Source organism: Syntrophomonas wolfei subsp. methylbutyratica (assembly GCF_001570625.1).
GTDB classification, from domain to species: domain Bacteria; phylum Bacillota; class Syntrophomonadia; order Syntrophomonadales; family Syntrophomonadaceae; genus Syntrophomonas; species Syntrophomonas methylbutyratica.
The window spans coordinates 1-21094 of the sequence record NZ_BBQT01000005.1 but is presented as its reverse complement, the minus strand read 5'-3'; the positions used below and the strand labels follow the sequence as shown (position 1 = coordinate 21094).

The following is a 21094-nucleotide window of genomic DNA, read 5'->3' as shown; positions in this document are numbered from 1 at the left end:
ACAATTCTAATATATGAAATACAGCCAGAAATGTTTCCGTTGCTCTCTCCTGTCTTGTGACATAGTCAGCCGAAATGTGCAAATAAATTTTAGAAAACTGCTCAAGGTTTTCTCCCTGCTCTTCGATAACATTAATGATAACCTAATTTTCATACGGGCTGGACTCACCTGGAGAGGCCCGTCACAGCACAGAACGATTGATGTGCTGTCGTTTCCTAATTTTATTTTTGGGAGGAATAGCGCTTATGATGCGGTCTCTTTATACTGCCAGCACAGGCATGTACGCCCAGCAACTCAACATCGACACCCTATCCCATAATATGGCCAATGTAAACACCATAGGTTTTAAAAAGCAGCGGCTTGAATTCCAGGACCTGCTTTATCAAACCATCCGGCGCCCGGCGGCGGATGAGGACCGGAATGAACCGGTAGGTTTGCTGGTGGGGCTCGGGGTAAGACCTGCCGCCATCAACACCATTTTCAATACCGGCAACCTGCAGGCAACCGAGAATCCGCTGGATGTAGCCATCAATGGAACGGCCTTTTTCGGGGTGAAGGTGGAAGGAAATGACGAACTTCTCTATACCCGGGATGGTGCTTTTAAAATCGACGCTAATGGGCAACTGGTAACTGCCGATGGCCATCTCCTGGAAGGAGCCGGGACTTTTGATGAGGGGGCCTATGATATTAAGATTGCCAGTAATGGCAAGATTAGCTATATGAAGCCCGGGCAAGAGAACCCGGAGGAAGCGGGACAGCTTAAGCTTTTTAAGTTTATCAATCCCGCGGGCCTGCAGAAAATGGGTAAAAACCTCTACCAGGCCACGCCCAACTCGGGCGAAGCGGAAGAATGGCAGCCCGATAGTGACAACAGCGTATCCCTGGAAGCGGGTTACCTGGAAATGTCCAATGTGCAGATTGTCGAGGAAATGGTGAACTTGATTACCGCCCAGCGAGCCTATGAAATTAATTCCAAGGTAATAATATCCTCGGATGAGATGTTGCAGACAGCAGCCAATTTGCGCCGCTAATACGGCAGGCGAGGGCTTTAGAAAGGGAATTTTAAAGTGCGCATAGACCATACAGCTGCTTCCTCACCCGCCAGCATGGGCCTGGGGCAGAATCAAATAAATATAAACAAAGAACAAAGCCAGACCGGAAAATTTGCCCGGGAGTTGGAGAATGCCCAGAACAAAAAGGACCAGGCCAAACTTTATAAGGCCTGCCAGGAACTGGAGTCGGTTTTTTTAAACCAGATACTGCAGTCCATGCGCAACACCATCCCCAAATCAGATTTTACCGGGCACAGCTATGCCACTGAATTATGGGAATCCCTGCTCTTTGAAGAATATGCCAAAGAAATAAGTAAAAGCAACTCTACCGGCCTGGCGGATATAATCTTCCGCCAGCTCAGTCAAAAGCTTTAGAAGCTGCTTCCTACCAGCAAGTTCTAAATTCAGATAAGGGATTATTAGGGGAAATTTTCCAAAGCTTACAACCGCTCAATCTCGTTTTTACCTGAAAAATTAGAGTCAGGGGTATTTATCCCGGGCGATTTAAGCTACTGGTTCCGGCCCCGGTATTTATCCTCTTTTTTATCCTTATCTTTATCTTTTGCCTCATCTTTATCTTTTGCCTCATCTTTAGCTTTGTCCTTGTTTTTGTCCTTTTCCTTATCCTCAGTCTTCTCCTCAGCCTTGTCTTTGTCCTTAATTTCTGTACCTTCACTATCAGCTGAATTATCTTTGTTAAAACCTGACTCGGTTGTTACCTCGGGCTTTATGTTCTTTTCTTTATCTGTAAAAGAGGGAACTCCTTCTTCTCTCTTTTCCGGCTCGGAATACTTTTTCTCCTCCGGCTTATTTCCGCGGTCTTTTGCTTGACCTTTTATCTCATCGCTTATTTCATCTTTTTTAATGTCATTATTGGCATTATCTTCAAACCCACTTTGCGCCCTGCCCTTTGCCTCACTTTTTGCCGAACCATTATTTTCAATTATGCCCCTGGCTCTTGGCTCTGATTGCGGGGGTTTGCCTGTGAGCCTATGGGACTTCACTGATAATACTTTTGTTTGAGGTACAAGCAGTTTTTTATTTTTCCCCACCGTTTTCCAACTATATTCCTGTCCCTCCTGTTGTTCTATGGCTTTATTTACTCCTCTATCCATCTTCTGCCAGAGCCTGGCTCTAACTTCATCCTGGAGCTTTCCCTCCAGTTCCAGGGAATAAGTGGCGGCAGCCTGGCCGTCCCTCAAAGCTTTATTGTCCTGGAGCGATTTTTTGAATACCTCGGCCACAGCTGTCTCCGCTGTTGCCCCCTTCAAATCCAGACCGGCTACTATTGCTTGGGCGTTTTCATCCTGGGCTTTTACTTTAACTACCCGATCCCAACGGTTGAAACCCAATTCTACCCCAGTTGATAGGCGGGCATAGGTAAGCACGGTGAAAAAGTCCAGAGTAGCCAGGAATACCAGCAAAAACACGGCGGCTACGGCCAGCATCTTGATCGGGGTCTTCCTGTGGTAGATCTGCCCTACTTCCCAATCTTCCCGGGTATAAAACTGGTCGTATTCTCCGCTATCCAACAAGACAATAACCCAACCTTCACCCTTTTCCATTACTATACCTTTCTTTCCAGACATCCTATTCTTCCTTTCCCTAAAGCATTTTCCAAGAGCTAATTTTAAGCATCGGAAGAAACCGTGAAGCAGTTTCAACACAGCGCTGCAACGAGGTGGGTGGATTGGGAGGAGCCGCCTGTTTTGTTTATAGAAAACCACCGCTTAGCGGAGGAGATATTTCACCTCATTATAGTTTCAGTGAAGAAGGAGGCTCTTCCATCCCTTCCCGGGATAATACAAAGGTTTGAAGATGGGGAAAATCGCCGGCTAATATAATGGCACTGGCGATGATATATTTTCGATAGCGTTCCAATGTCTTCCGCTTGAATCGGCCCAATTCTATAAGTTGCTTTACAGGCAACATCTTTTTTTCACGCAAGTCTTGCTTTAACTCCTCTGTTTGAGCCAACAATAGCGCAATTCTCCTGGTTTCCTCTCTAGTTTTACGATGTTTGGGACTATTTGTTACCAGGTCAGCAAAACTTATTTCATAATCTGCCAGGATAAGCTGCAAGTTCTCTATCTCTTGCTTTCGGTCCATATCATTCAATATCTCCAGCAGATCTTCATCGGCTTGTCGATCCACCGGGTTTTCCACCTGCTTTAGTAAGGAAAACGGAAGCGAGTACCATCTTTTTTCACGGCGCTTATGGTCCAACACCCGTGATTTAACCACCTGGGCCAGAAATAGCAGAATACTCCCTCTGTCCGGTTCATATCTGGCCATGGCCTCCAGAATAGCCAGGCGAGCTATGCTTGCTTCATCATCATAAGGGTTTACGAATTTACCTGATACTCGGGAGCAAACTTTCAGGCAAAATGGCATTATATCATCATATATCTCATCTACAGCTGTTTTCTGCCCGGCCGCATATTTCTCCCATACTAGTCCCAAGCGTTTATCCAGTTCTGATACTCCGGTTCCCAGTTCCATTTTCAAGAACTACCTTTTCCCATTTCTGTTTTCCTGTATTCCTTTTTCTATTATATATACGCCGGGGCAAAAAGGGAAAGTGGGGTCAAATAAAAAACCCGCCTATGGCGGGCTAATAAAACTAGCATTTAATTTATGTCTGTATCTTTTTCCTTATTCTGTCCTGATGGCCTCCAGAGCACTCAATTTCATGGCCCGCCGGGCCGGCGAATAACCGGAAATGATACCTACCATGGTGGCGAAGACAACGGCAGCCAAACCCAGTTCCCAGGTAATTACGGAGATGCCGACATCACCTCCCATACTGCCCATAAAACCAGCTGTAACCCGGTTCAATATATAAGAAACCAGATAGCTGAAGAGCAAGCCGATGCAACCACCTCCCAATCCTATCATCGCAGCTTCCAGCAGGAAAAGGTCCCTGATATCGCCAAGCCTGGCTCCCAGAACTTTCATTACCCCTATTTCCCGGGTTCTTTCGTAAATACTCATTATCATGGTATTGGTTATACCGATAGCGGCCACCAGCAGGCTTACGGCCCCGATACCTCCCAGTATGGCCTGCATCTTGCGTGATGTTTCCTTCATGGATTTAACCATATCCGACAGGCTGTGAGCTTGAAAACCCAGGGCTTTAATCCTTTCCTGTACGCTTTCCACCTGCTGGATATCGCTCACCTTGACCTTTATATTCTGGTATTTATCTTCCTTTCTTTGTTTGCTCTTGTCCACATGCCGGGCCTTATTCTCTTCTTCCAGCAATTCCTCCAGGGTATTCAGGTTGATATAGGCGCTGTAGGCCTTTTCACTAAAACCTCCTTCCAGGATACCCACTCCCTTTACCTTGCGCGGCGGGGGCGGGGTATAGTCGCTGTCTGTGTCGGGTTTATTACTTCGCCTTTCCCCGTAGCTCATATCCCAGGTTAACAGCATCTTGTCGTTTATTAAATCCAGGGGAGGTTCCTCCGGCATATCCGGGCCCGGGCCGAACATTATATGTACTTCCTGATTCCGGGACCTGGGATTACGGAAATTAAAGGCCACTCGCTGGCCAAATACTATGGCATCCTTGTCCGAACTGCTCAACAATCTCCCTTTCTGCACTTTAAAGTCAAAGGCTTCCATCAATTCCGGGTTAATACCGATAAGACTCACATCACCCACCATTTTACCGGCGCTGATGCGCATATAGGCATTTTTACTGGGCATAACCGCCTCTACCCCGGGGATCTGTTCCAAGGTTCTGACCGCCTGGTCATCCAGCTTTATTCCCTCACTCCTTCGTGAACCCATCGATGGCATCATATCATAAGAAGGATATACCTCGATCACATTCAGGCTCCCCATTTGTTTCAGGCTTTCTTTAAAACTGAGATCCATAGCTATTCCCAGGGAAATCATTACTACAATGGAGCTGGTTCCAATCACCACCCCGAGTAATGTAAGAATGGTTCTGAGTTTTCTGCGCAAGAGGCTGCCGGCACTCATCTTGAACAAATCTAAATTATTCATCCAGGCTCACTTCCTCTTTCTTTCTAAGCTGCCGGCGGCGAAGAATAAAAGCGGCTATACCCGCCACAAGTATGCCTGAACCGATTATTGCCGGCTTCTTCCACTTGGCAGCGCCGGCTTCCTCCATACCCGGAGGAGGTATATCAGCCGGTGGGGGAGCAGCTTTCATCACTTCCAACTCGAAGCTTTTTTCGACTTTATAGTGCTTGCCGGTATCATCGTCATAGTCGAATAGCACTTTCCCGGTTAATTTGCCTTCTTTATTGGGGGTTACGGTGATATCGTAATAATCACTTTTCCCCGCTTCCAGATTCCCCACGAAAACATTGCCATCCTGGATAGTGAAATCCCCCTCGGTACTTATTATCAGATTTCTTATTAAGGCTCGACCGGTATTATAAAAGTCGAGCGAAATCCCCACCGGTGTACCGGCAAAAACCTCGGGTGGCATTTCTATATCGGAGAAAACAAGTTTTACCGGTTGAGCTACTGGTATGCCGATTAATTCCTTGGCCGTATATTTATTGCCTTTTTCATCTTCATATTCGATGTCAACGGTAATATTATAGGTCTTGTTGGCTACATCCACTTTGGGTTTAAGCTCTATGCTTTGGGTTATACTACCGGCTGCGGGAATACTGTCAATAAAAATGGAGTTGCTGCTGTTTACCGGAGAAAAGATATTTTCCTCCGAACTCAAGCTCAATTTGATGTTATTTAGCATCTTAACCTGGCTGGTATTAAGCAAAGACATGGACAGGGAAAAGACTTCTCCCGCTACAGCATATTCGCCACCATAGAAGTAGTTGTTGATTATAAGCCGAGGGGTGGCCTTTTTGTTTTTGCCTTCCGGTCCACTGCCTTCCACCGTCAAATAAAGCTTCTCTTCCTTGCTGTAATCCTTATTGAACTCGTCTTTATATTTCATTACGAGATCAAGGGGATAGGTTCCACTCTCCATACTGGGATCGGCGTATATCTTAAAGGGTATGTATTTAAATTCCTGGCCCTTGAACTCCTTGAGGTGGAAGGTATCGAGGGGCTGGTCCAACCGTAGACCGTTGGCGGTAAACCCGGCCAGTTTTATGTCAATATCCCGGGCGGTGAGATGCCCGTCATTTTTTATCTTCAGCTCTATGGTCTGGCTTTCCCCGCTGTCTATCTGCTCATTTTCCATTTGGATTCCGGCCAGTATAAGCCCGGGGGTTTTCTGCTCATTTTCAATTTTTACATATATAGTACCGGAAGACTGACCTTCATTACCATTTTGACTGGTATAATCAATTTTAACCCCAATGGGATAGACTTTGGATTCAGCTGCCTTTGCTACCTTTATTCCAAAAAAAATGGCACTTTCCGTACGATAGCCGCCAATAGAACTCATTCCGGTTTGCAGCGACATCTTCTCCAATTCAAAGGGGAACTTGGCGACATCATCAATAAGGAGGGAAACATTTATGTTTCGCGCTTCACCATCACGGCTGTTTTGTATCGGAATTATCAAATTTCCTTCCTCTCCGGCTTTAAACACCGGCATGGAGTTGCTGCGCCCAATCACCAGTTTGGGTTCTTCCAGGGAGAGGTTGTCGGCCGCCTCCAGCGACTGCGGCTTATACCAGCCCAGCAAATAACAGCTAATAATCATACTCAAGAAAACAATAAAAAAAACACTCCTATGTTTCATCTCTTCTCTCCCCTACATTTGTATTATTTATTATGACTTCCGCTATCTTTCCATCCCGAATAAATACGGTTTTATCAGCAAAACCAGCCACTTCGCTATCATGAGTTACAATTACCAGGGTCTGCTGTTTTTCCCGGGCCAGCTTCAACATAAGCTGAATTACCTCCAGGCTGGTCTTGGAATCCAGATTCCCGGTGGGCTCATCGGCCAGGATAATAGGGGGACTGCCGACAAAAGCCCGGGCGATTCCCACCCGTTGTTGTTGTCCCCCGCTCATCTCCGCCGGTTTATGCTTAAGATGGGTTTTGAGACCAACATCCTGTAAAAGGGCCCGGGCCAATTGCTCTCTTTTTTCTTTTTTAATACCCCGGAAAACTAAAGGCAGGCTCACGTTTTCCAGGGCTGAAAGGGATGGCAAAAGGTTATACGATTGAAAAACAAAGCCGATGTTTTTTTGCCTGAAAAGGGCCAGTTGCCGTTCATTCATTTTTCCAATGTTTTTTCCCCGGATTAGAATACTTCCTCTGCTTGCCTTCTCCAAACCGGCCAGAAGATTCAGGAGGGTGGACTTGCCTGAGCCAGAGGTTCCCAGGATGCAACATATTTCTCCTGACAATATGTCCAAAGACAGATCATCCAGAGCTACCACCTTTTCCTTCCCCAGTTTATAAACCTTTCTTAGATTACGAATCTCAATATTGTTTTTTATGCTCTTCCCTCCTTTTTTTTAGCAGTTCTATAAGATATACAATAATGGACAAATTTTCTTGCACTAGTCCCATTATATGATTTTCCCGCCTATCTTTAAATAAAAAACTCACATTCCTTTTCTACTGCATGTATACAATCTACTCTCTTTACTCTTATTGCAATTCTGTTTTAGATTGTATACGCTACAATGTAATAGATTCATGAAAGGAATGCAGTTATGAACGAAAAAATCAAAGCAGCGGTAATCGGCTACGGAAATGTTGGCAGGATGGCAGTGGAGGCTCTGCAATCTTCAATAGATATGGAATTGCTTGGCGTAGTTCAACAGCCGTATTGCTCAGATAGCGCCAGGATACTAGCCGCAATGGATATAAAGATGGTGCAATCCCTTGATCAATTAAGCGGGGTGCAGGTGGCCTTATTATGCATCCCTACTCGCGCTGTGCCTTCTATGGCACGGGAAATACTAAGTCTGGGGATTAATAGTATAGACTGCTATGACATTCACGGGCAACTGGCTGATTTGCGCCTGGAATTGGATGAAATCGCTGTGGCTAACCATTCGGTGGCAGTTATTTCCGCAGGATGGGATCCCGGGACAGATTCCATGCTTAGATGCATGTATGAGTTTATGGTTCCCCAAGGCTTGACCTATACGAATTTTGGCCCTGGAATGAGTATGGGTCACACAGCAGCAGTGCGAGCCCTGGATGGTGTTGAGGATGCTTTATCTATGACCATCCCCCTGGGTACCGGCATCCATCGCCGTATTGTTTATGTCCAGTTGCAAAGCGGGGCTAATTTGGCAGAAGTTAAAAAAGCCATCAAAACAGACCCCTATTTCATCAAAGACGAAACTCATGTTATCCCGGTAGCGGATGTCAAACAGCTAATTGATATGGGACACGGGGTTGATATGGTAAGAAAAGGGGTTTCGGGCTCGACCCATAATCAAATACTGCGCTTTTCCATGCAGGTCAACAACCCGGCTTTAACCGCACAGATTATGGTAGCTGCTGCCCGGGCCAGCATCAAACAGAAGCCCGGTGCCTATACCCTTATAGAAATTCCCATCATTGACTTTATGTACGGCCAGCGTGACGATATTATCCGAAAATTGCTATAAAGTATAAGCACAGGCACTTTCTTTACGAGAGTAAGGGGTGAGCGGTTATAGTCGTTGCTTATCAGACTTCAGAAAGGGAGAGGGTGTTATTCCAACCCCATCTGATTGTAGTACTTGCCAAGGTTATATAGGCCTCAGCCATTTGGGAACGGCATGAATTATGAACACATATGAATGCTGCCTTGTATCTGTCCGGCACAACTTAAGTCCCCTCGTAAAGTTTTGGCAAACCTTTATCATCAAAGTATTTTCTCTTAAAAAACAAAGCTGAATTTACTAAGCTTATCATAACCGGTACTTCAACTAATGGACCTATAACAGCAGTAAACGCCACATCAGAGGCAATTCCGAAAACCGCGACAGCGACGGCAATAGCTAACTCAAAATTGTTACTTGCAGCGGTAAATGCTAATGTCACGGTCTGATCATATCTAAATCCCCACCGATAGGCTGCAAAAAAGCTGGCAAAGAACATAACTGCAAAATAGATAAGAAGCGGAATAGCAATATTTATGACATCAAACGGATTCTGAATAATCTGCTCACCCTTAGTTATAAACATAATCACGATCGTATACAGCAAAGCAATGAGTGCCAAAGGTGAAATCTTGGGGATAAATACTTTTTCATACCATTCTTTGGTTTTAATTCTGATTAAGCTAAATCTGGTGAGGAATCCGGCGGCGAAGGGAATACCTAAATAAATAAGCACACTCTTGGCCACGTCTATCATAGATACATCGACAACCTGCCCTCCCCAAGAAAGTCCCAGCCATTTTGGAATAAGCGTAACGAAGATATAGATATACACCGTATACAAAAGTATCTGAAAGATTGAGTTCAGCGCCACTAAGGCGGCACAATATTCATTGTCTCCTTTGGCGAGAGTGTTCCAAACAATGACCATGGCGATGCAACGGGCCAAACCAATTATGATAAGCCCTATGGCAAAACCAGGTTTATTACTAAAGAAAATTATGGCCAAAATAAACATTAAAATAGGTCCTACAACCCAGTTCTGCAACAAAGAGAATGAGAATACCTTTTTATTCTGGGCTACTTTCCCTATTTCTTCGTACTTTACCTTGGCTAAAGGAGGGTACATCATAATGATCAAGCCGATGGCGATCGGCCAGGATATGGTGCCGGTACTGAATTGACTCAGCGATTGGGCTAAATTTGGAAATAGATATCCGCCTAAGACACCAATACCCATTGCTATGAAGATCCATAAGGTTAAATACTTATCAAGGAAAGATAACCGCGCTTCATTTTCCAACGTATCACCTTCTCTATTCGAGTTATTTTAAGGCATATTGTATTCGTATTTATCAGCTTCGATTATATAGGATGCCACAAGTTCCTCTATGTTTTTACCGGGAACCCAGCTTTTGATTATCTCTTTACTGTTATCTTTAGGAATCATGCGAATGTTTTCAAAACCAGCGTTTTTGAGCATATTTTCGATATTGCCCACATACTCAGCTCCGGCAATACAGCCAACCAAACTGACCAGATCATTTTTCATATACTCAGGTATTTGTGCCGTGGCTACTATATCAGATATGGATAGCCGCCCTCCAGGTTTAAGCACCCTATAAGCTTCATTAAAAACCTGCTGTTTTTCCAAGGCCAAATTAATAACACAATTTGATATTATGACATCAACTGATCCATCTGCTACCGGCAGGTGTTCAATCTCTCCCAGCCTGAATTCAATATTTTTATAACCGCTTTGTTCAGCATTCTGCCTGGCGAGTTTGACCATTTCCGGGGTCATATCTATACCGATAACATAACCACTTTCCCCTACCTGCTTTCGAGCCAGGAAGCAGTCAAAGCCGCCACCGCTTCCCAGATCAAGTACAATTTCACCCTTTTTAAGTGCCGCCATAGCTATTGGATTTCCGCATCCTAAACCCATATTGGATTCAATTGGGATATCCTCAAAGTCGCTTTCCGAATAACCTATATTAATAGATGCATCCTTAATGTTTATCTGTGGGCCACTGCAGCTGCAGCCACTACTGCAACATCCCCCTGCTGAACCTTGCAATGCTACCTCAGAATAATTCTTTCTGATAAATTCTCTGATCTCTTCTTTATTATTCATAATGCATTATCCCCTTATTATTGTTAAACTGTCTCCGGAACTGTATATTCCGTTTTGAAGCCTATGATATGCTTTTCCTCTATAAACAGCCTTTAGACCAGCGTTAATCATCATAAACTTCACCCCTAATCTTTAAAGTTGCCGATATTCTTGATGGAGGGATCCTGTAACCAGGGAATAACCACGAAGTTATCATCACTAATTTGTTGCACTTTCTCGATCCAGGTTCTTTCAGCCTCAGCCCGCGCAGCAAGCATGGGATTATTTGTATCTGCTACGGAAAGAGACTGATTGACCACCCACCATTTGTTATTAATACCAGCTCGGCTTAAATCTTCGCGCAATCGTATCGCTTCAAACACAGGGGTAGCTTCCGGCAATGTAACGATGACCACCTCAGTCTGTTTTTCGTCCCGCAGTCTTGGTAATAATCTCTGTACCGATACAGGAGTTTCGCCTTTGGTCCTTTGCACCTCCCGGTGATAACTGAGGGTTGAGTCCAGAAGCAATAAGGTATGGCCGGTTGGGGCTGTATCTATAATAACAACCTCATTTTCCGCTTTATCTACTATTTCTGCAAATGCTCTAAATACGGCAATCTCCTGGGTGCAGGGTGATCTCAAATCTTCCTCAATATAGGCAACATCGTCCTCGCTCATGGTTTCGCGGGCCTTAGCCAGTACTTCATTTTGATAGTCTTTCAGTTCCTTCTTTTCATCAATATGGCTAACGCTTATATTCTCCGCCCCAGAAAAAACATAGCTCAGATGATCGGCTGGGTCGGTTGATGTTAAATGCACTTTAACGCCCTTCTTAGAAAGCGCCACGGCAATCGTAGCTGCTACAGATGTCTTGCCTACGCCGCCCTTGCCCATCGTAAAAATGACCTTTTTACCGGCTGCGTATATATCCTCAACCAGATCATTTATAGGTTTCAAATCCGTTAATTTATTTTTTGCATCTGCACTTATATAAGCATCGCTATTCAAGAACGCCCTTATTTTATCCAAGCCTAATATGTTATAGGAGCGCAAGGGGATCGTATAGGCCTTAAATCCTCTTAATCCGGGCGGCAAGTTTTTAAGGGCATGCTGTTGCTTGGATAATATTTTTTGTGACAGATCATCTGATGCTTCACCCAGCACCCCGTTGATAATGAGAAGCTGATTGTTAATTCCTAAATTGCTCAATTCCTGGCTGGACCGTTCAGCTTCCAGCAGAGGTGTTTCTTCCGGCCTGGAAACCAGGATAAGTGTAGTCTTAGCTTTATCGGCAAGGTTTATTACCGCATTTTTATACATATCTTTTTTATCCTGCAACCCTGCAAGCTGGCCTAAACATGAGGCTCCATGAGTACTTTCCGCAATAAAATTACTCCAGGCTGAAGGCAGCTGCAGCATCCGCAGAGTGTGCCCGGTCGGGGCGGTATCAAAAATGATATAATCAAATTCATTTTCGCTTGTATTGTCGGTGATAAAGTGTGAAAACTGGTCAAAGGCCGCAATCTCAATGGTACAAGAACCTGAAAGCTGTTCCTCCATATTATTAATTACGCTGTCGGGCAGTTTTCCCCTATATGGAGATATAACCGATTCCCGGTATTCTCTGGCTGCTTCTTCCGGATCAAGGTTGGCAACTACCAGTCCGGGAACACCCTCAATCTGTACGCCCTTGCCGTTTAATTCGGTATTAAAAACATCCTGCAAATTTGAAGCCGGGTCAGTGCTTATAAGCAGCACTTTTTTGCCGCTGTCTGCCAAATTTACTGCTACAGCACATGCTGCAGATGTCTTTCCCACCCCGCCTTTGCCGGTAAAAAACAAGTATTGGGTAAGATTAATTTTATTTATATCAAATGATTTGGTATTCATAATTAACAGCACCCCTTTGGGCCACAGCTACTGTTTATGATGACTGCCGGTTTCGACTCTATTTCTATTTCCAGCCATTTTTCAATTTCCTCATTAGTTGGGTATTCTTTGGTTTTTGCCACCGCACCATCTACCAGCGTTACGGGTAGTATTTCTGCTCCCTCTTTCTGCAGAAGGTCGCTGATTACTTTATTCGCAATAAAGTCCTGCGGTTCATTAGACAAGCCATGTCTCTTAATGATTATTCCTTTATCTTTTAAGGAATTAATTACTGTAGCAATCCTCATCAGCTCCGGATCAATTGACGGGCCGCACACCCCGGTGCTACAGCACATGGCCGGATCAAAAATCTCAATTTTTCTCATGTTAGGATTCCTCCTCATTTTTCTTCAGCGCATACTTTGCAGCTAGCCTGCTTACAGATACAATCGTCCTTTTCATTAGTTATATAGTTGATAAAATTAATAGCATCCTCTGTTCTTTCACTTTTAAGCGTATATCTCATCCACGCCCCATCGCGAACACCATTAACCAGGCCGCTTTCAGTCAGTATTTTCATATGGTAGCTGAGCGTTGACTGAGAAATACTGAACTTTTCCAATATGTCACATGCGCACATCTCACCACATGACAGCATATCAATTATCTTTAAACGCGTCTCATCTGATAACGCTTTAAATACTGGAACATAATCGGCATAAGAGTTCATCAAACCTCACTCCCGTCATATTTATATGTCTCGATTACATTCAAACATCTCGATATGTTTATAGTGTATCAAGCATATCGACATCTGTCAATGTCATGATAATTAATTCATAAAAAATACCCGCAGGACCGGAATTGTAGCCAGCCCGCGGTTAGTAGTTTATAATTATTAAAACTATAATTACCATACCATCTCTGAAAGTAAAATGGATATCATCAGCATCATGGATTATTACTTTATCAATGACTGCCAACCACAAGCTCTCGTCAAACTCATTGATCACAAGCGGTTTCTGGAAACAATGTATTGTAAAAATGATAGTAAGAGGGTGGGACTATGACACTTCAACAATTAAGATACATTATCAAAATAGTTGAATGCGGCTCAATTACCGAAGCCGCCAAGCAGCTTTTCATCTCACAGCCAAGCCTTTCAAATGCTGTCAAAGAGCTTGAAAGCGAACTAGGAATAGAGATATTTCACCGCACAACGAAAGGTATATCATTATCCATTGACGGTACGGAATTTCTTTCTTACGCGCGACAGGTTGTAGAGCAGACCGAACTTCTGGAACAGCGTTATCTGGGCAAAAAGCCCTCAAAACAGCTATGCTCCGTTTCAACTCAACATTACGCTTTCGCTGTCAACGCCTTTGTGAATCTTCTTCTGGCATTAGATGTGGATGAGTATGAATTTACACTTCGTGAAACGAGGACCTATGAAATCATTAAAGATGTCAAGAATCTCCGCAGCGAGCTGGGCATAATATATTTAAGCGACTTTAATGAAAAAGTACTTAATAAGCTTTTAAAAGAGAATCACTTGACCTTTAACCCTCTTTTTAAAGCTGACCCACATGTTTTTATCAGTTCGCTTCACCCGCTTGCCTATAAAAATTCGGTCACTCTTGAAGATCTGGATGATTTTCCTTTCCTGGCCTTTGAGCAAGGTGAATATAATTCATTCTATTTCTCAGAGGAGATCTTGAGCACCGCTCCACATAAGAAAACCATCCATGTCAGCGACCGCGCAACGCTATTCAATCTGCTGATCGGGCTGAATGGATACACTATTTGCACAGGCGTTCTAAACAGCGATCTAAACGGTGATAATATTATTTCCGTGCCGCTGGAAACGGAAGAAAAAATGCTGGTGGGTTGGATAGCCAATGAGAAGGCCCATCTGAGTGCGATCGCATCTGAATATATCACCGAATTAAAGCGGCTGATTTCTGAATACGGTTATACTGTATTATCATAACCCCGCTTTATGCCACCAGCAGAGTGCTTATGGCTGCATAGATTTTCTTGGCAATATATGAGTTATTCATCGTATATAAGTGTATTCCATCTACCCCTTGCGCTATAAGATCGACAATTTGATCAACGGCATAAGCAATCCCTGCATCACGCATGGCTTCAGGATTATTCTCATATCTCTCCATCATGGTTACAAACTTTTTCGGAAGCTTTACGCCGCACAGCGATACCATTCTTTCAATCTGTCTTTTATTTACCACCGGCATAATTCCAGCTTCAATCGGTACATTTATTCCTGCAACACTGGCTCGTTCCCGAAATGAATAAAAGTAACTGTTGTCAAAAAACAACTGGGTGATCAGCTGGTCCGTCCCGGCATCCACCTTGATTTTAAGATTGCGTATATCGTCAAGCAGGCTGGAGCTCTCACTGTGCCCCTCCGGGTAACATGCTCCGATAATATTAAAATCGCCGTTTTCCTTGATGAACGAAACCAGGTCGCTGGCATAGCGAAAATCCTGTTTTGGCACCAAGGCAGGATTCACATCACCGCGCAAAGCCAAAACATTTTCAACTCCTGCTTGTTTAAAGCCTTCCAGCATATTCAGCACTTCATCTTTGTTAAGATTGATGCATGGAAGATGCGCCACGCTCTCAATTCCGTAATTGTTTTTGATTGCTGAAGCAATTTCCAAGGTTGCGGTGTTGGTTTCACTTCCGCCGGCACCATAAGTTACGCTGATAAAGTCCGGGTTTAATCCTTGCAACTCTTCAAGCGTTTTGTATATGATTCCAATTGAGGCTGTGCGCCGGGGAGGAAAAATTTCCAGCGACAGCACGGTTTTATTATTAAAGATTTCTGATGTTCTCATAGCTGTAAGCTCCTTCTTACTTCCTGGGCAGCATCAACCAGGTTTTTCAGGCTCGGAATTGTTTCCGCATTTCCTCTCGTTTTGAGTCCGCAATCGGGATTTACCCAGAGCTTTTCCTGGGGTATTTTTTTAAGCATCTTAAAAACTGCTTCCTTGATTTCCTCAGTACCGGGGATTCTAGGTGAGTGGATATCATAAACCCCCGGACCGACTGCCGTCTTAAATCCGCACCGGTTCAATACATCGATAATTGCCAGGTCGGAACGGGAAGCCTCGAAGGTGATAACATCCGCATCCATCTCGTCAATATCTTTTATAATATCGCTGAATTCGCTGTAACACATATGGGTATGAATCTGCGTCTCGGCTTTAACCCCGCTGTGTACCAGCCTGAATGCAGTAATCGCCCAGTCCAGGTATTCGCAGTGCCAATCACTTTTTCTTAGCGGGAGCTTTTCACGAAGAGCAGCTTCATCAATCTGAATAATTTTTATACCGTTAGCTTCAAGCTCAAGCACTTCTTGTCTGATGGCCAGAGCGATCTGAAAGGCGCATTCTTGCAATGAAATATCCTCGCGGGGAAACGACCAGTTCAAAACCGTGACCGGACCGGTAAGCATCCCTTTCATGTATTTCTTGGTAAGCGATTGCGCGTATACGATATAATCGACCGTCATTGCTTGGGAACGGGAAATATCACCCCATATAATAGGTGGTTTAACGCATCTAGTACCGTAAGACTGTACCCATGCTTTTTGTGTGAAAAGGAACCCGTTAAGGCATTCACCGAAATATTCAACCATATCGTTGCGCTCAAATTCGCCGTGAACCAGCACATCAAGCCCGATTTTTTCCTGCAGCGCAACACATTCCGCAATTTTCTTTTTATTAAATTCGATGTAGTGCTTTGATGTAATTTTACCGTTTTTAAAAGCGGAGCGGTTCGCTTTGACCTCTGCCGTCTGCGGGAATGAACCGATGGTTGTGGTTGGCAACAAGGGCAGATTATATACCGCCTTCTGTATCTTTTCACGTTCATGAAATGCAGGATGTCTGATGAAATCCTCCGGTGTAAGTGAGGAAACCGCAGCTTGCACCGATGCGTCCGTGCAGAATCTGCTTTCTTTGAAAAGCCTGGTGTTTTTAATATATTCAGTAATTTCAGCCGGGGTATTGCTTGCGGTAATTTTCTTCAGGTCGGCCAGTTCCCCCATTTTTTCCTCCGCAAAGGCAAAATGTTTTTTAAACTCATCAGTTAGTGACTCTTCATTTTTTATGGTGTACGGAACGTGCAAGAGCGAACAGGAGGTATTCAAAACAATAGTCGCGCGGGTTTTCTTTAATTCATCAAGGATAAGCAGGGTTTGGCTATAGTTGTTGCGCCAGATATTTTTGCCGTTTACAACACCGGCAAAAAGGGTTTTATCTGCGGGGAAACCAAAGTGTTTGACCAGTTCCAGCGAATGATTACCCTCGATAAAATCGAGTCCTATCCCATCAAACGGCAGCGTGGTGACCTCCTGGTAGCAGTCGCGCAGATCGCCGAAATAGCTTTGTAAAAGCACCTTTGTACTGTCCTTTGCTAAAAGGATCTCACCGTAGATTTTCTTTAAAAGAGCAACGTCATCTGCGCTTAAGTCCATAACCAGCGCAGGCTCGTCAAACTGTATCCATTCAGCGCCTAAATCATTAAACTTCTTAAGAATCTTCGAGTATGCCACGATAATATCTTTGGTAAAATCAATCGCTGTTTTATTGCCGGTAAATCTTGCGAGCTTTAAAAAGGTAAAAGCTCCGATGATAACAGGTTTGGTTACGATCCCCCAATTTGTGGCTTCCAAGAATTCATCAAACGGCTTGGTTCCAGTCAGTGAAATTTCTGTGTCATCCTCGATCTCAGGCACAATATAATGGTAATTGGTATTGAACCATTTCTTCATTGCCAGGGCCTTAACATCGCCATTAAGTCCCTGATAACCTCTAGCCATGGCAAAATACTCTTCCAAGGAATCTAGCTGTAAAGAGCTGTAGCGTTTGGGAACCACATTAAGCAAAACTGCCGTATCCAGCATATTATCATAAAAAGAAAAATCATTGGATGGGATAAAATCAATGCCATTATTAATATGCATTTGCCAATGTGTTTTCCTGAGAAGAGCAGCAGTGTCTTGAAGCTCCGCTTTTGATAAAACGCCTTCAAAATACTTCTCGGTTGCAAATTTTAGTTCCCGTAAAGTCCCTACTCTCGGGTAACCGATGGTTGCTGTTTTCATGATATCTCTCACCTTCCAACTATAGTGGCAATAATATACCATGCGGCTTTAGACATAGCGTAATACTTGATTTGTATGCTTTGTCATAGCTTTAAACTATAGATGGAGGCAGGCAAGGGGGCAGGCAAGGGGACGGTTCGGCAGGCAAGGGGACGGTTCTGTTGCCTGCTTGTTTATAATTTCACTTTCTCCACAATGCTTTTGTCTATCCCCAGTAAGATAGCAATTTTTCGCTGAGACAATTGCGTATTGGCCCGCAGAAAAACGATGGCCTTCTGCCTCAATTCCTGGTTCTCCTTGATTTCTTTAATGGTGATTGGCAAACCCTCTTGCTTCAGGTACTCCCTCAGAATACAACCTCCTTCGTCAAGTGTTTTAATCCCTGACTTTTCCTCGATGTCAATAAATGTTTCCTCGACCACATCTTTAGAAAATCGTATAAACTCCTCGATCGCACTCTTTCTGTCCAGTGCAATAATGCCAAGAATAGACGCGCTGTCTATCCATTCTTCCCCGAAGAGCTCTGGTTGGATGTAAGCCCAATAACTGCTCCACCGGTAGTCTTCCGGATTTGAAACCATTCCTGCTTTCACCGGATTGTTATGAATATATCGAACAGCGGCCAAAAGGTATCTTTCATCCTCTATCGGTTCGCTTTTAAACCGGTCCTGGAATACATGGCCAACTCTATTGTGTCTATTATTATAGAAAAAGGCATAGCGTGTCGCTATGCCTTTCATGATAGATGCCAATTCATTATCTTGTATGTTAATAAGCAGGTGAACGTGATTGTCCATCAGACAGTAGGCATATAACGAGAAATTAGTTTCATTCTGCTTGCCTCTTATACAGTCCAGAAAGAATTGTTTCTCCCCATCACTAGCGAGAATCGACTTTCTCTCATTGCCGCGCAGCATGATATGATAAACGCCAGTCTCGGCCATTTCCCTTGCTCTTCTCGTCACTTCGCTCACCTTCCCACACAACTATATTATACCAGGCGATGTTCCGGCAGGCAACAGAACCGTCCCCTTGCCTGCCCTCACCCTCTTGATTCCAAAACCGTCCCCCTGTGTCATCACCCCTTGTGTTATTCCGGATATTCTCTTTTAAAAAAGAAGTCCCGTTCCTTTATTACAAGGACAATCGTCAATACGAGTAAAAGTAAGGTTTGTATGATTTTGCTGTCAGGATGCGTCAAGAAAATTTCATTAAAAAATCCTGCTGTAATATGAAATACAATTGCCACTAAGATGTTCCGGTTTGTTTTGTAGTACAGCCAGTTCATCAATACCACATAAGGGATAAGGCTAACCGCAAAATTCAGAGAATATATCCAGCCCGTTTCAACTAAATTAGCATTATAATAATCCTTAATAAATGAAAGCGGAAAATGCCATAAAGCCCAATAAATCCCAAACATCAGCGATGTGCTTATCAAGCTGAAACGTTTGCGTAAACAGTCAGTGCCATAGGTATGCCAGGCCAGTTCTTCTAATACCGGGGCTAATAAAAGCATGAACCATGCCGGGAATATACCAGCTGAAAATGAGAAGACACCTGCTAGTTTGAATTGTTCCGGGCTGTAACCAAAAAGCAAAGAAACAGCTTGGGCTAAAAGAATACTGGCAAGCATAAGAAAGCACGTTGCAAGGATATAAACAGGCTTTATTCCCCTGAAACCAAAAAACCTCTTTAAAGTATCTTCCCGAAGCTCAGGATCTGGTAAAATCATGGAGAAAGAGATTATCATGGGGGTTATTAATCCGATAACCCCCAGTATACTCGCTACTGTAATATAAATGTGCGAACCAGGTGTAATGTGACTTAAATACGCTGCAGCAAGCCAAAATGACCATGGAATTAATGTTGCCAAAGTATAAAAGAGTACTGGATGCCGATATTTTTCAATCATAATAAATACAGCCTCCTTACAAGAGGAACATAATAACACTACAGCGTGAAATATTTTTAATCAGTAAGAAACCCTTTTAATTTCTTTAAGCTATGTGACTTATACGCACAATAGTTTCGGCGGAGGTGATAATCCAGCTTTTTAAGGGCCTTCATTATCACACTTTTATTACCCGACAGAGCTGAAACAACGAGCAGTTGAGCCATGGGAAGAGTTAAGATTGGACTTTTTTTTTATCCGTCACAAGCAATCTTATTTCAAGGAGAAAGGCACTTGCTATAAACACCGAAAGCATGGGCAGGCAAGGGGACGGTTCTGTTGCCTGCTTGTTTATAATTTCACTTTCTCCACAATGCTTTTGTCTATCCCCAGTAAGATAGCAATTTTTCGCTGAGACAATTGCGTATTGGCCCGCAGAAAAACGATGGCCTTCTGCCTCAATTCCTGGTTCTCCTTGATTTCTTTAATGGTGATTGGCAAACCCTCTTGCTTCAGGTACTCCCTCAGAATACAACCTCCTTCGTCAAGTGTTTTAATCCCTGACTTTTCCTCGATGTCAATAAATGTTTCCTCGACCACATCTTTAGAAAATCGTATAAACTCCTCGATCGCACTCTTTCTGTCCAGTGCAATAATGCCAAGAATAGACGCGCTGTCTATCCATTCTTCCCCGAAGAGCTCTGGTTGGATGTAAGCCCAATAACTGCTCCACCGGTAGTCTTCCGGATTTGAAACCATTCCTGCTTTCACCGGATTGTTATGAATATATCGAACAGCGGCCAAAAGGTATCTTTCATCCTCTATCGGTTCGCTTTTAAACCGGTCCTGGAATACATGGCCAACTCTATTGTGTCTATTATTATAGAAAAAGGCATAGCGTGTCGCTATGCCTTTCATGATAGATGCCAATTCATTATCTTGTATGTTAATAAGCAGATGAACGTGATTGTCCATCAGACAGTAGGCATGTAACGAGAAATTAGTTTCATTCTGCTTGCCTCTTATACAGTCCAGAAAGAATTGTTTCTCCCCATCACTAGCGAGAATCGACTTTCTCTCATTGCCGCGCAGCATGATATGATAAACGCCAGTCTCGGCCATTTCCCTTGCTCTTCTCGTCACTTCGCTCACCTTCCCACACAACTATATTATACCAGGCGATGTTCCGGCAGGCAACAGAACCGTCCCCTTGCCTGCCTATTATACCAGGCGATGTTCCGGCAGGCAACAGAACCGTCCCCTTGCCTGCCGCAGAAAATAATTAATTCCTGGCAACGACCTACTCTTCCACGGAAAAACCGCAGTACCATCGGCGCTGGAGAGCTTAACTGCCGTGTTCGGGATGGGAACGGGTGTGGCCTCTCCGCTATTGTCACCAGGAAATTTTATTGCTTTATCAAATTCTTTGGAAACTGCCGGGGAAAGAAAGTTCTTAAGGTCAAGACCTCGATCTATTAGTACCGGTCAGCTTAATGCATCACTACACTTACACACC

General features: G+C 43.8%; 20 protein-coding genes and 1 rRNA gene. 4 read left to right on the top strand and 17 right to left on the bottom strand.

Features of this window, described 5'->3' with window-relative positions; all coding sequences use genetic code 11:
• The first annotated feature begins 245 nt into the window (after positions 1-245).
• A complete protein-coding gene (gene flgG / locus AWB54_RS05575) occupies positions 246-1031 on the top strand; it encodes a flagellar basal-body rod protein FlgG (protein WP_061213629.1) in 786 nt (261 codons plus the stop codon).
• Positions 1032-1067: 36 nt separating this feature from the next.
• Positions 1068-1427, top strand: coding sequence for a rod-binding protein (locus AWB54_RS05570; RefSeq protein ID WP_061213628.1), 360 nt, complete (start codon positions 1068-1070; stop codon positions 1425-1427).
• Positions 1428-1561: 134 nt separating this feature from the next.
• Here the strand turns inward: AWB54_RS05570 and AWB54_RS05565 are convergent, their stop codons facing one another.
• The 5 genes from AWB54_RS05565 to AWB54_RS05545 form a co-directional block, all read right to left on the bottom strand.
• Entirely contained in the window at positions 1562-2641 is a 1080-nt protein-coding gene (locus AWB54_RS05565) for an anti-sigma-I factor RsgI family protein (protein WP_061213627.1), read from the bottom strand.
• A gap of 166 nt (positions 2642-2807) precedes the next feature.
• Positions 2808-3554, bottom strand: a complete 747-nt coding sequence (gene sigI, locus AWB54_RS05560) for an RNA polymerase sigma factor SigI (RefSeq protein WP_235811109.1) — start codon at positions 3552-3554, stop codon at positions 2808-2810.
• Between the two features lie 153 nt (positions 3555-3707).
• Positions 3708-5066 (bottom strand): ABC transporter permease, encoded by a 1359-nt coding sequence (locus tag AWB54_RS05555; protein ID WP_061213625.1) that lies wholly within the window; start codon positions 5064-5066, stop codon positions 3708-3710.
• Positions 5059-6750 (bottom strand): COG1361 S-layer family protein, encoded by a 1692-nt coding sequence (locus AWB54_RS05550; protein WP_061213624.1) that lies wholly within the window; start codon positions 6748-6750, stop codon positions 5059-5061. Before AWB54_RS05550 ends, AWB54_RS05555 begins: the two co-directional genes overlap by 8 nt.
• The gene (locus AWB54_RS05545; RefSeq protein ID WP_235811103.1) at positions 6740-7399 is read right to left on the bottom strand and encodes an ABC transporter ATP-binding protein; all 660 of its coding nucleotides are present in this window, start codon (positions 7397-7399) and stop codon (positions 6740-6742) included. The genes AWB54_RS05550 and AWB54_RS05545 overlap by 11 nt, the downstream gene beginning before the upstream one ends.
• A gap of 279 nt (positions 7400-7678) precedes the next feature.
• Between AWB54_RS05545 and AWB54_RS05540 the strand changes: the two genes are divergently transcribed.
• Complete coding sequence (locus AWB54_RS05540; protein ID WP_061213622.1) at positions 7679-8587, top strand: diaminopimelate dehydrogenase; 909 nt, start codon at positions 7679-7681, stop codon at positions 8585-8587.
• Between the two features lie 61 nt (positions 8588-8648).
• Here the strand turns inward: AWB54_RS05540 and AWB54_RS16660 are convergent, their stop codons facing one another.
• The 6 genes from AWB54_RS16660 to AWB54_RS05515 form a co-directional block, all read right to left on the bottom strand.
• Entirely contained in the window at positions 8649-8786 is a 138-nt protein-coding gene (locus AWB54_RS16660) for an arsenate reductase/protein-tyrosine-phosphatase family protein (protein WP_153014670.1), read from the bottom strand.
• A 3-nt stretch (positions 8787-8789) separates the two neighbouring features.
• Positions 8790-9866 carry an ACR3 family arsenite efflux transporter gene (arsB, locus tag AWB54_RS05535; RefSeq protein ID WP_061213621.1) on the bottom strand — a complete coding sequence of 359 codons (1077 nt, stop codon included), beginning with the start codon at positions 9864-9866 and terminating at the stop codon, positions 8790-8792.
• Between the two features lie 27 nt (positions 9867-9893).
• On the bottom strand, positions 9894-10700 hold the full coding sequence (locus AWB54_RS05530; RefSeq protein WP_061213620.1) for an arsenite methyltransferase: 807 nt from the start codon (positions 10698-10700) through the stop codon (positions 9894-9896).
• A 125-nt stretch (positions 10701-10825) separates the two neighbouring features.
• On the bottom strand, positions 10826-12571 hold the full coding sequence (arsA, locus tag AWB54_RS05525) for an arsenical pump-driving ATPase (protein ID WP_061213619.1): 1746 nt from the start codon (positions 12569-12571) through the stop codon (positions 10826-10828).
• Between the two features lie 2 nt (positions 12572-12573).
• Positions 12574-12936: an arsenite efflux transporter metallochaperone ArsD gene (arsD, locus tag AWB54_RS05520; protein ID WP_061213618.1), complete on the bottom strand. Its 363-nt coding sequence runs from the start codon at positions 12934-12936 to the stop codon at positions 12574-12576.
• 14 nt (positions 12937-12950) lie between these two features.
• Positions 12951-13280: an ArsR/SmtB family transcription factor gene (locus tag AWB54_RS05515; RefSeq protein ID WP_455431852.1), complete on the bottom strand. Its 330-nt coding sequence runs from the start codon at positions 13278-13280 to the stop codon at positions 12951-12953.
• Between the two features lie 336 nt (positions 13281-13616).
• On the opposite strand from AWB54_RS05515, the gene AWB54_RS05510 reads away from it, so the two are divergent.
• Positions 13617-14540: a LysR family transcriptional regulator gene (locus AWB54_RS05510; RefSeq protein ID WP_061213616.1), complete on the top strand. Its 924-nt coding sequence runs from the start codon at positions 13617-13619 to the stop codon at positions 14538-14540.
• 7 nt (positions 14541-14547) lie between these two features.
• Here the strand turns inward: AWB54_RS05510 and metF are convergent, their stop codons facing one another.
• From metF to rrf, 6 genes are all read right to left on the bottom strand, one after another.
• On the bottom strand, positions 14548-15411 hold the full coding sequence (metF, locus tag AWB54_RS05505; RefSeq protein WP_061213615.1) for a methylenetetrahydrofolate reductase [NAD(P)H]: 864 nt from the start codon (positions 15409-15411) through the stop codon (positions 14548-14550).
• A complete protein-coding gene (metE, locus tag AWB54_RS05500) occupies positions 15408-17684 on the bottom strand; it encodes a 5-methyltetrahydropteroyltriglutamate--homocysteine S-methyltransferase (RefSeq protein WP_061213614.1) in 2277 nt (758 codons plus the stop codon). The genes metF and metE overlap by 4 nt, the downstream gene beginning before the upstream one ends.
• Before the next feature lie 173 nt (positions 17685-17857).
• On the bottom strand, positions 17858-18649 hold the full coding sequence (locus tag AWB54_RS05495; RefSeq protein ID WP_061213613.1) for an REP-associated tyrosine transposase: 792 nt from the start codon (positions 18647-18649) through the stop codon (positions 17858-17860).
• A 125-nt stretch (positions 18650-18774) separates the two neighbouring features.
• Positions 18775-19599, bottom strand: coding sequence for a CPBP family intramembrane glutamic endopeptidase (locus AWB54_RS05490; RefSeq protein ID WP_061213612.1), 825 nt, complete (start codon positions 19597-19599; stop codon positions 18775-18777).
• 330 nt (positions 19600-19929) lie between these two features.
• Complete coding sequence (locus AWB54_RS05485; RefSeq protein WP_061213611.1) at positions 19930-20721, bottom strand: REP-associated tyrosine transposase; 792 nt, start codon at positions 20719-20721, stop codon at positions 19930-19932.
• Between the two features lie 144 nt (positions 20722-20865).
• A 5S ribosomal RNA gene (rrf, locus tag AWB54_RS05480) occupies positions 20866-20979 on the bottom strand.
• Between the last annotated feature and the right edge of the window lie 115 nt (positions 20980-21094).

Bases quoted from the DNA above. Each gene is read 5' to 3' on its own strand.
- AWB54_RS05490 (WP_061213612.1), bottom strand. From the start codon at position 19,599: ATGATTGAAAAATATCGGCATCCAGTACTCTTTTATACTTTGGCAACA.
- AWB54_RS05555 (WP_061213625.1), bottom strand. From the start codon at position 5,066: ATGAATAATTTAGATTTGTTCAAGATGAGTGCCGGCAGCCTCTTGCGC.
- flgG (WP_061213629.1), top strand. From the start codon at position 246: ATGATGCGGTCTCTTTATACTGCCAGCACAGGCATGTACGCCCAGCAA.
- AWB54_RS05565 (WP_061213627.1), bottom strand. From the start codon at position 2,641: ATGTCTGGAAAGAAAGGTATAGTAATGGAAAAGGGTGAAGGTTGGGTT.
- AWB54_RS05540 (WP_061213622.1), top strand. From the start codon at position 7,679: ATGAACGAAAAAATCAAAGCAGCGGTAATCGGCTACGGAAATGTTGGC.
- metE (WP_061213614.1), bottom strand. From the start codon at position 17,684: ATGAAAACAGCAACCATCGGTTACCCGAGAGTAGGGACTTTACGGGAA.
- arsA (WP_061213619.1), bottom strand. From the start codon at position 12,571: ATGAATACCAAATCATTTGATATAAATAAAATTAATCTTACCCAATAC.
- AWB54_RS05550 (WP_061213624.1), bottom strand. From the start codon at position 6,750: ATGAAACATAGGAGTGTTTTTTTTATTGTTTTCTTGAGTATGATTATT.
- metF (WP_061213615.1), bottom strand. From the start codon at position 15,411: ATGAGAACATCAGAAATCTTTAATAATAAAACCGTGCTGTCGCTGGAA.
- AWB54_RS05530 (WP_061213620.1), bottom strand. From the start codon at position 10,700: ATGAATAATAAAGAAGAGATCAGAGAATTTATCAGAAAGAATTATTCT.
- arsD (WP_061213618.1), bottom strand. From the start codon at position 12,936: ATGAGAAAAATTGAGATTTTTGATCCGGCCATGTGCTGTAGCACCGGG.
- AWB54_RS05515 (WP_455431852.1), bottom strand. From the start codon at position 13,280: ATGAACTCTTATGCCGATTATGTTCCAGTATTTAAAGCGTTATCAGAT.
- sigI (WP_235811109.1), bottom strand. From the start codon at position 3,554: ATGGAACTGGGAACCGGAGTATCAGAACTGGATAAACGCTTGGGACTA.
- AWB54_RS05510 (WP_061213616.1), top strand. From the start codon at position 13,617: ATGACACTTCAACAATTAAGATACATTATCAAAATAGTTGAATGCGGC.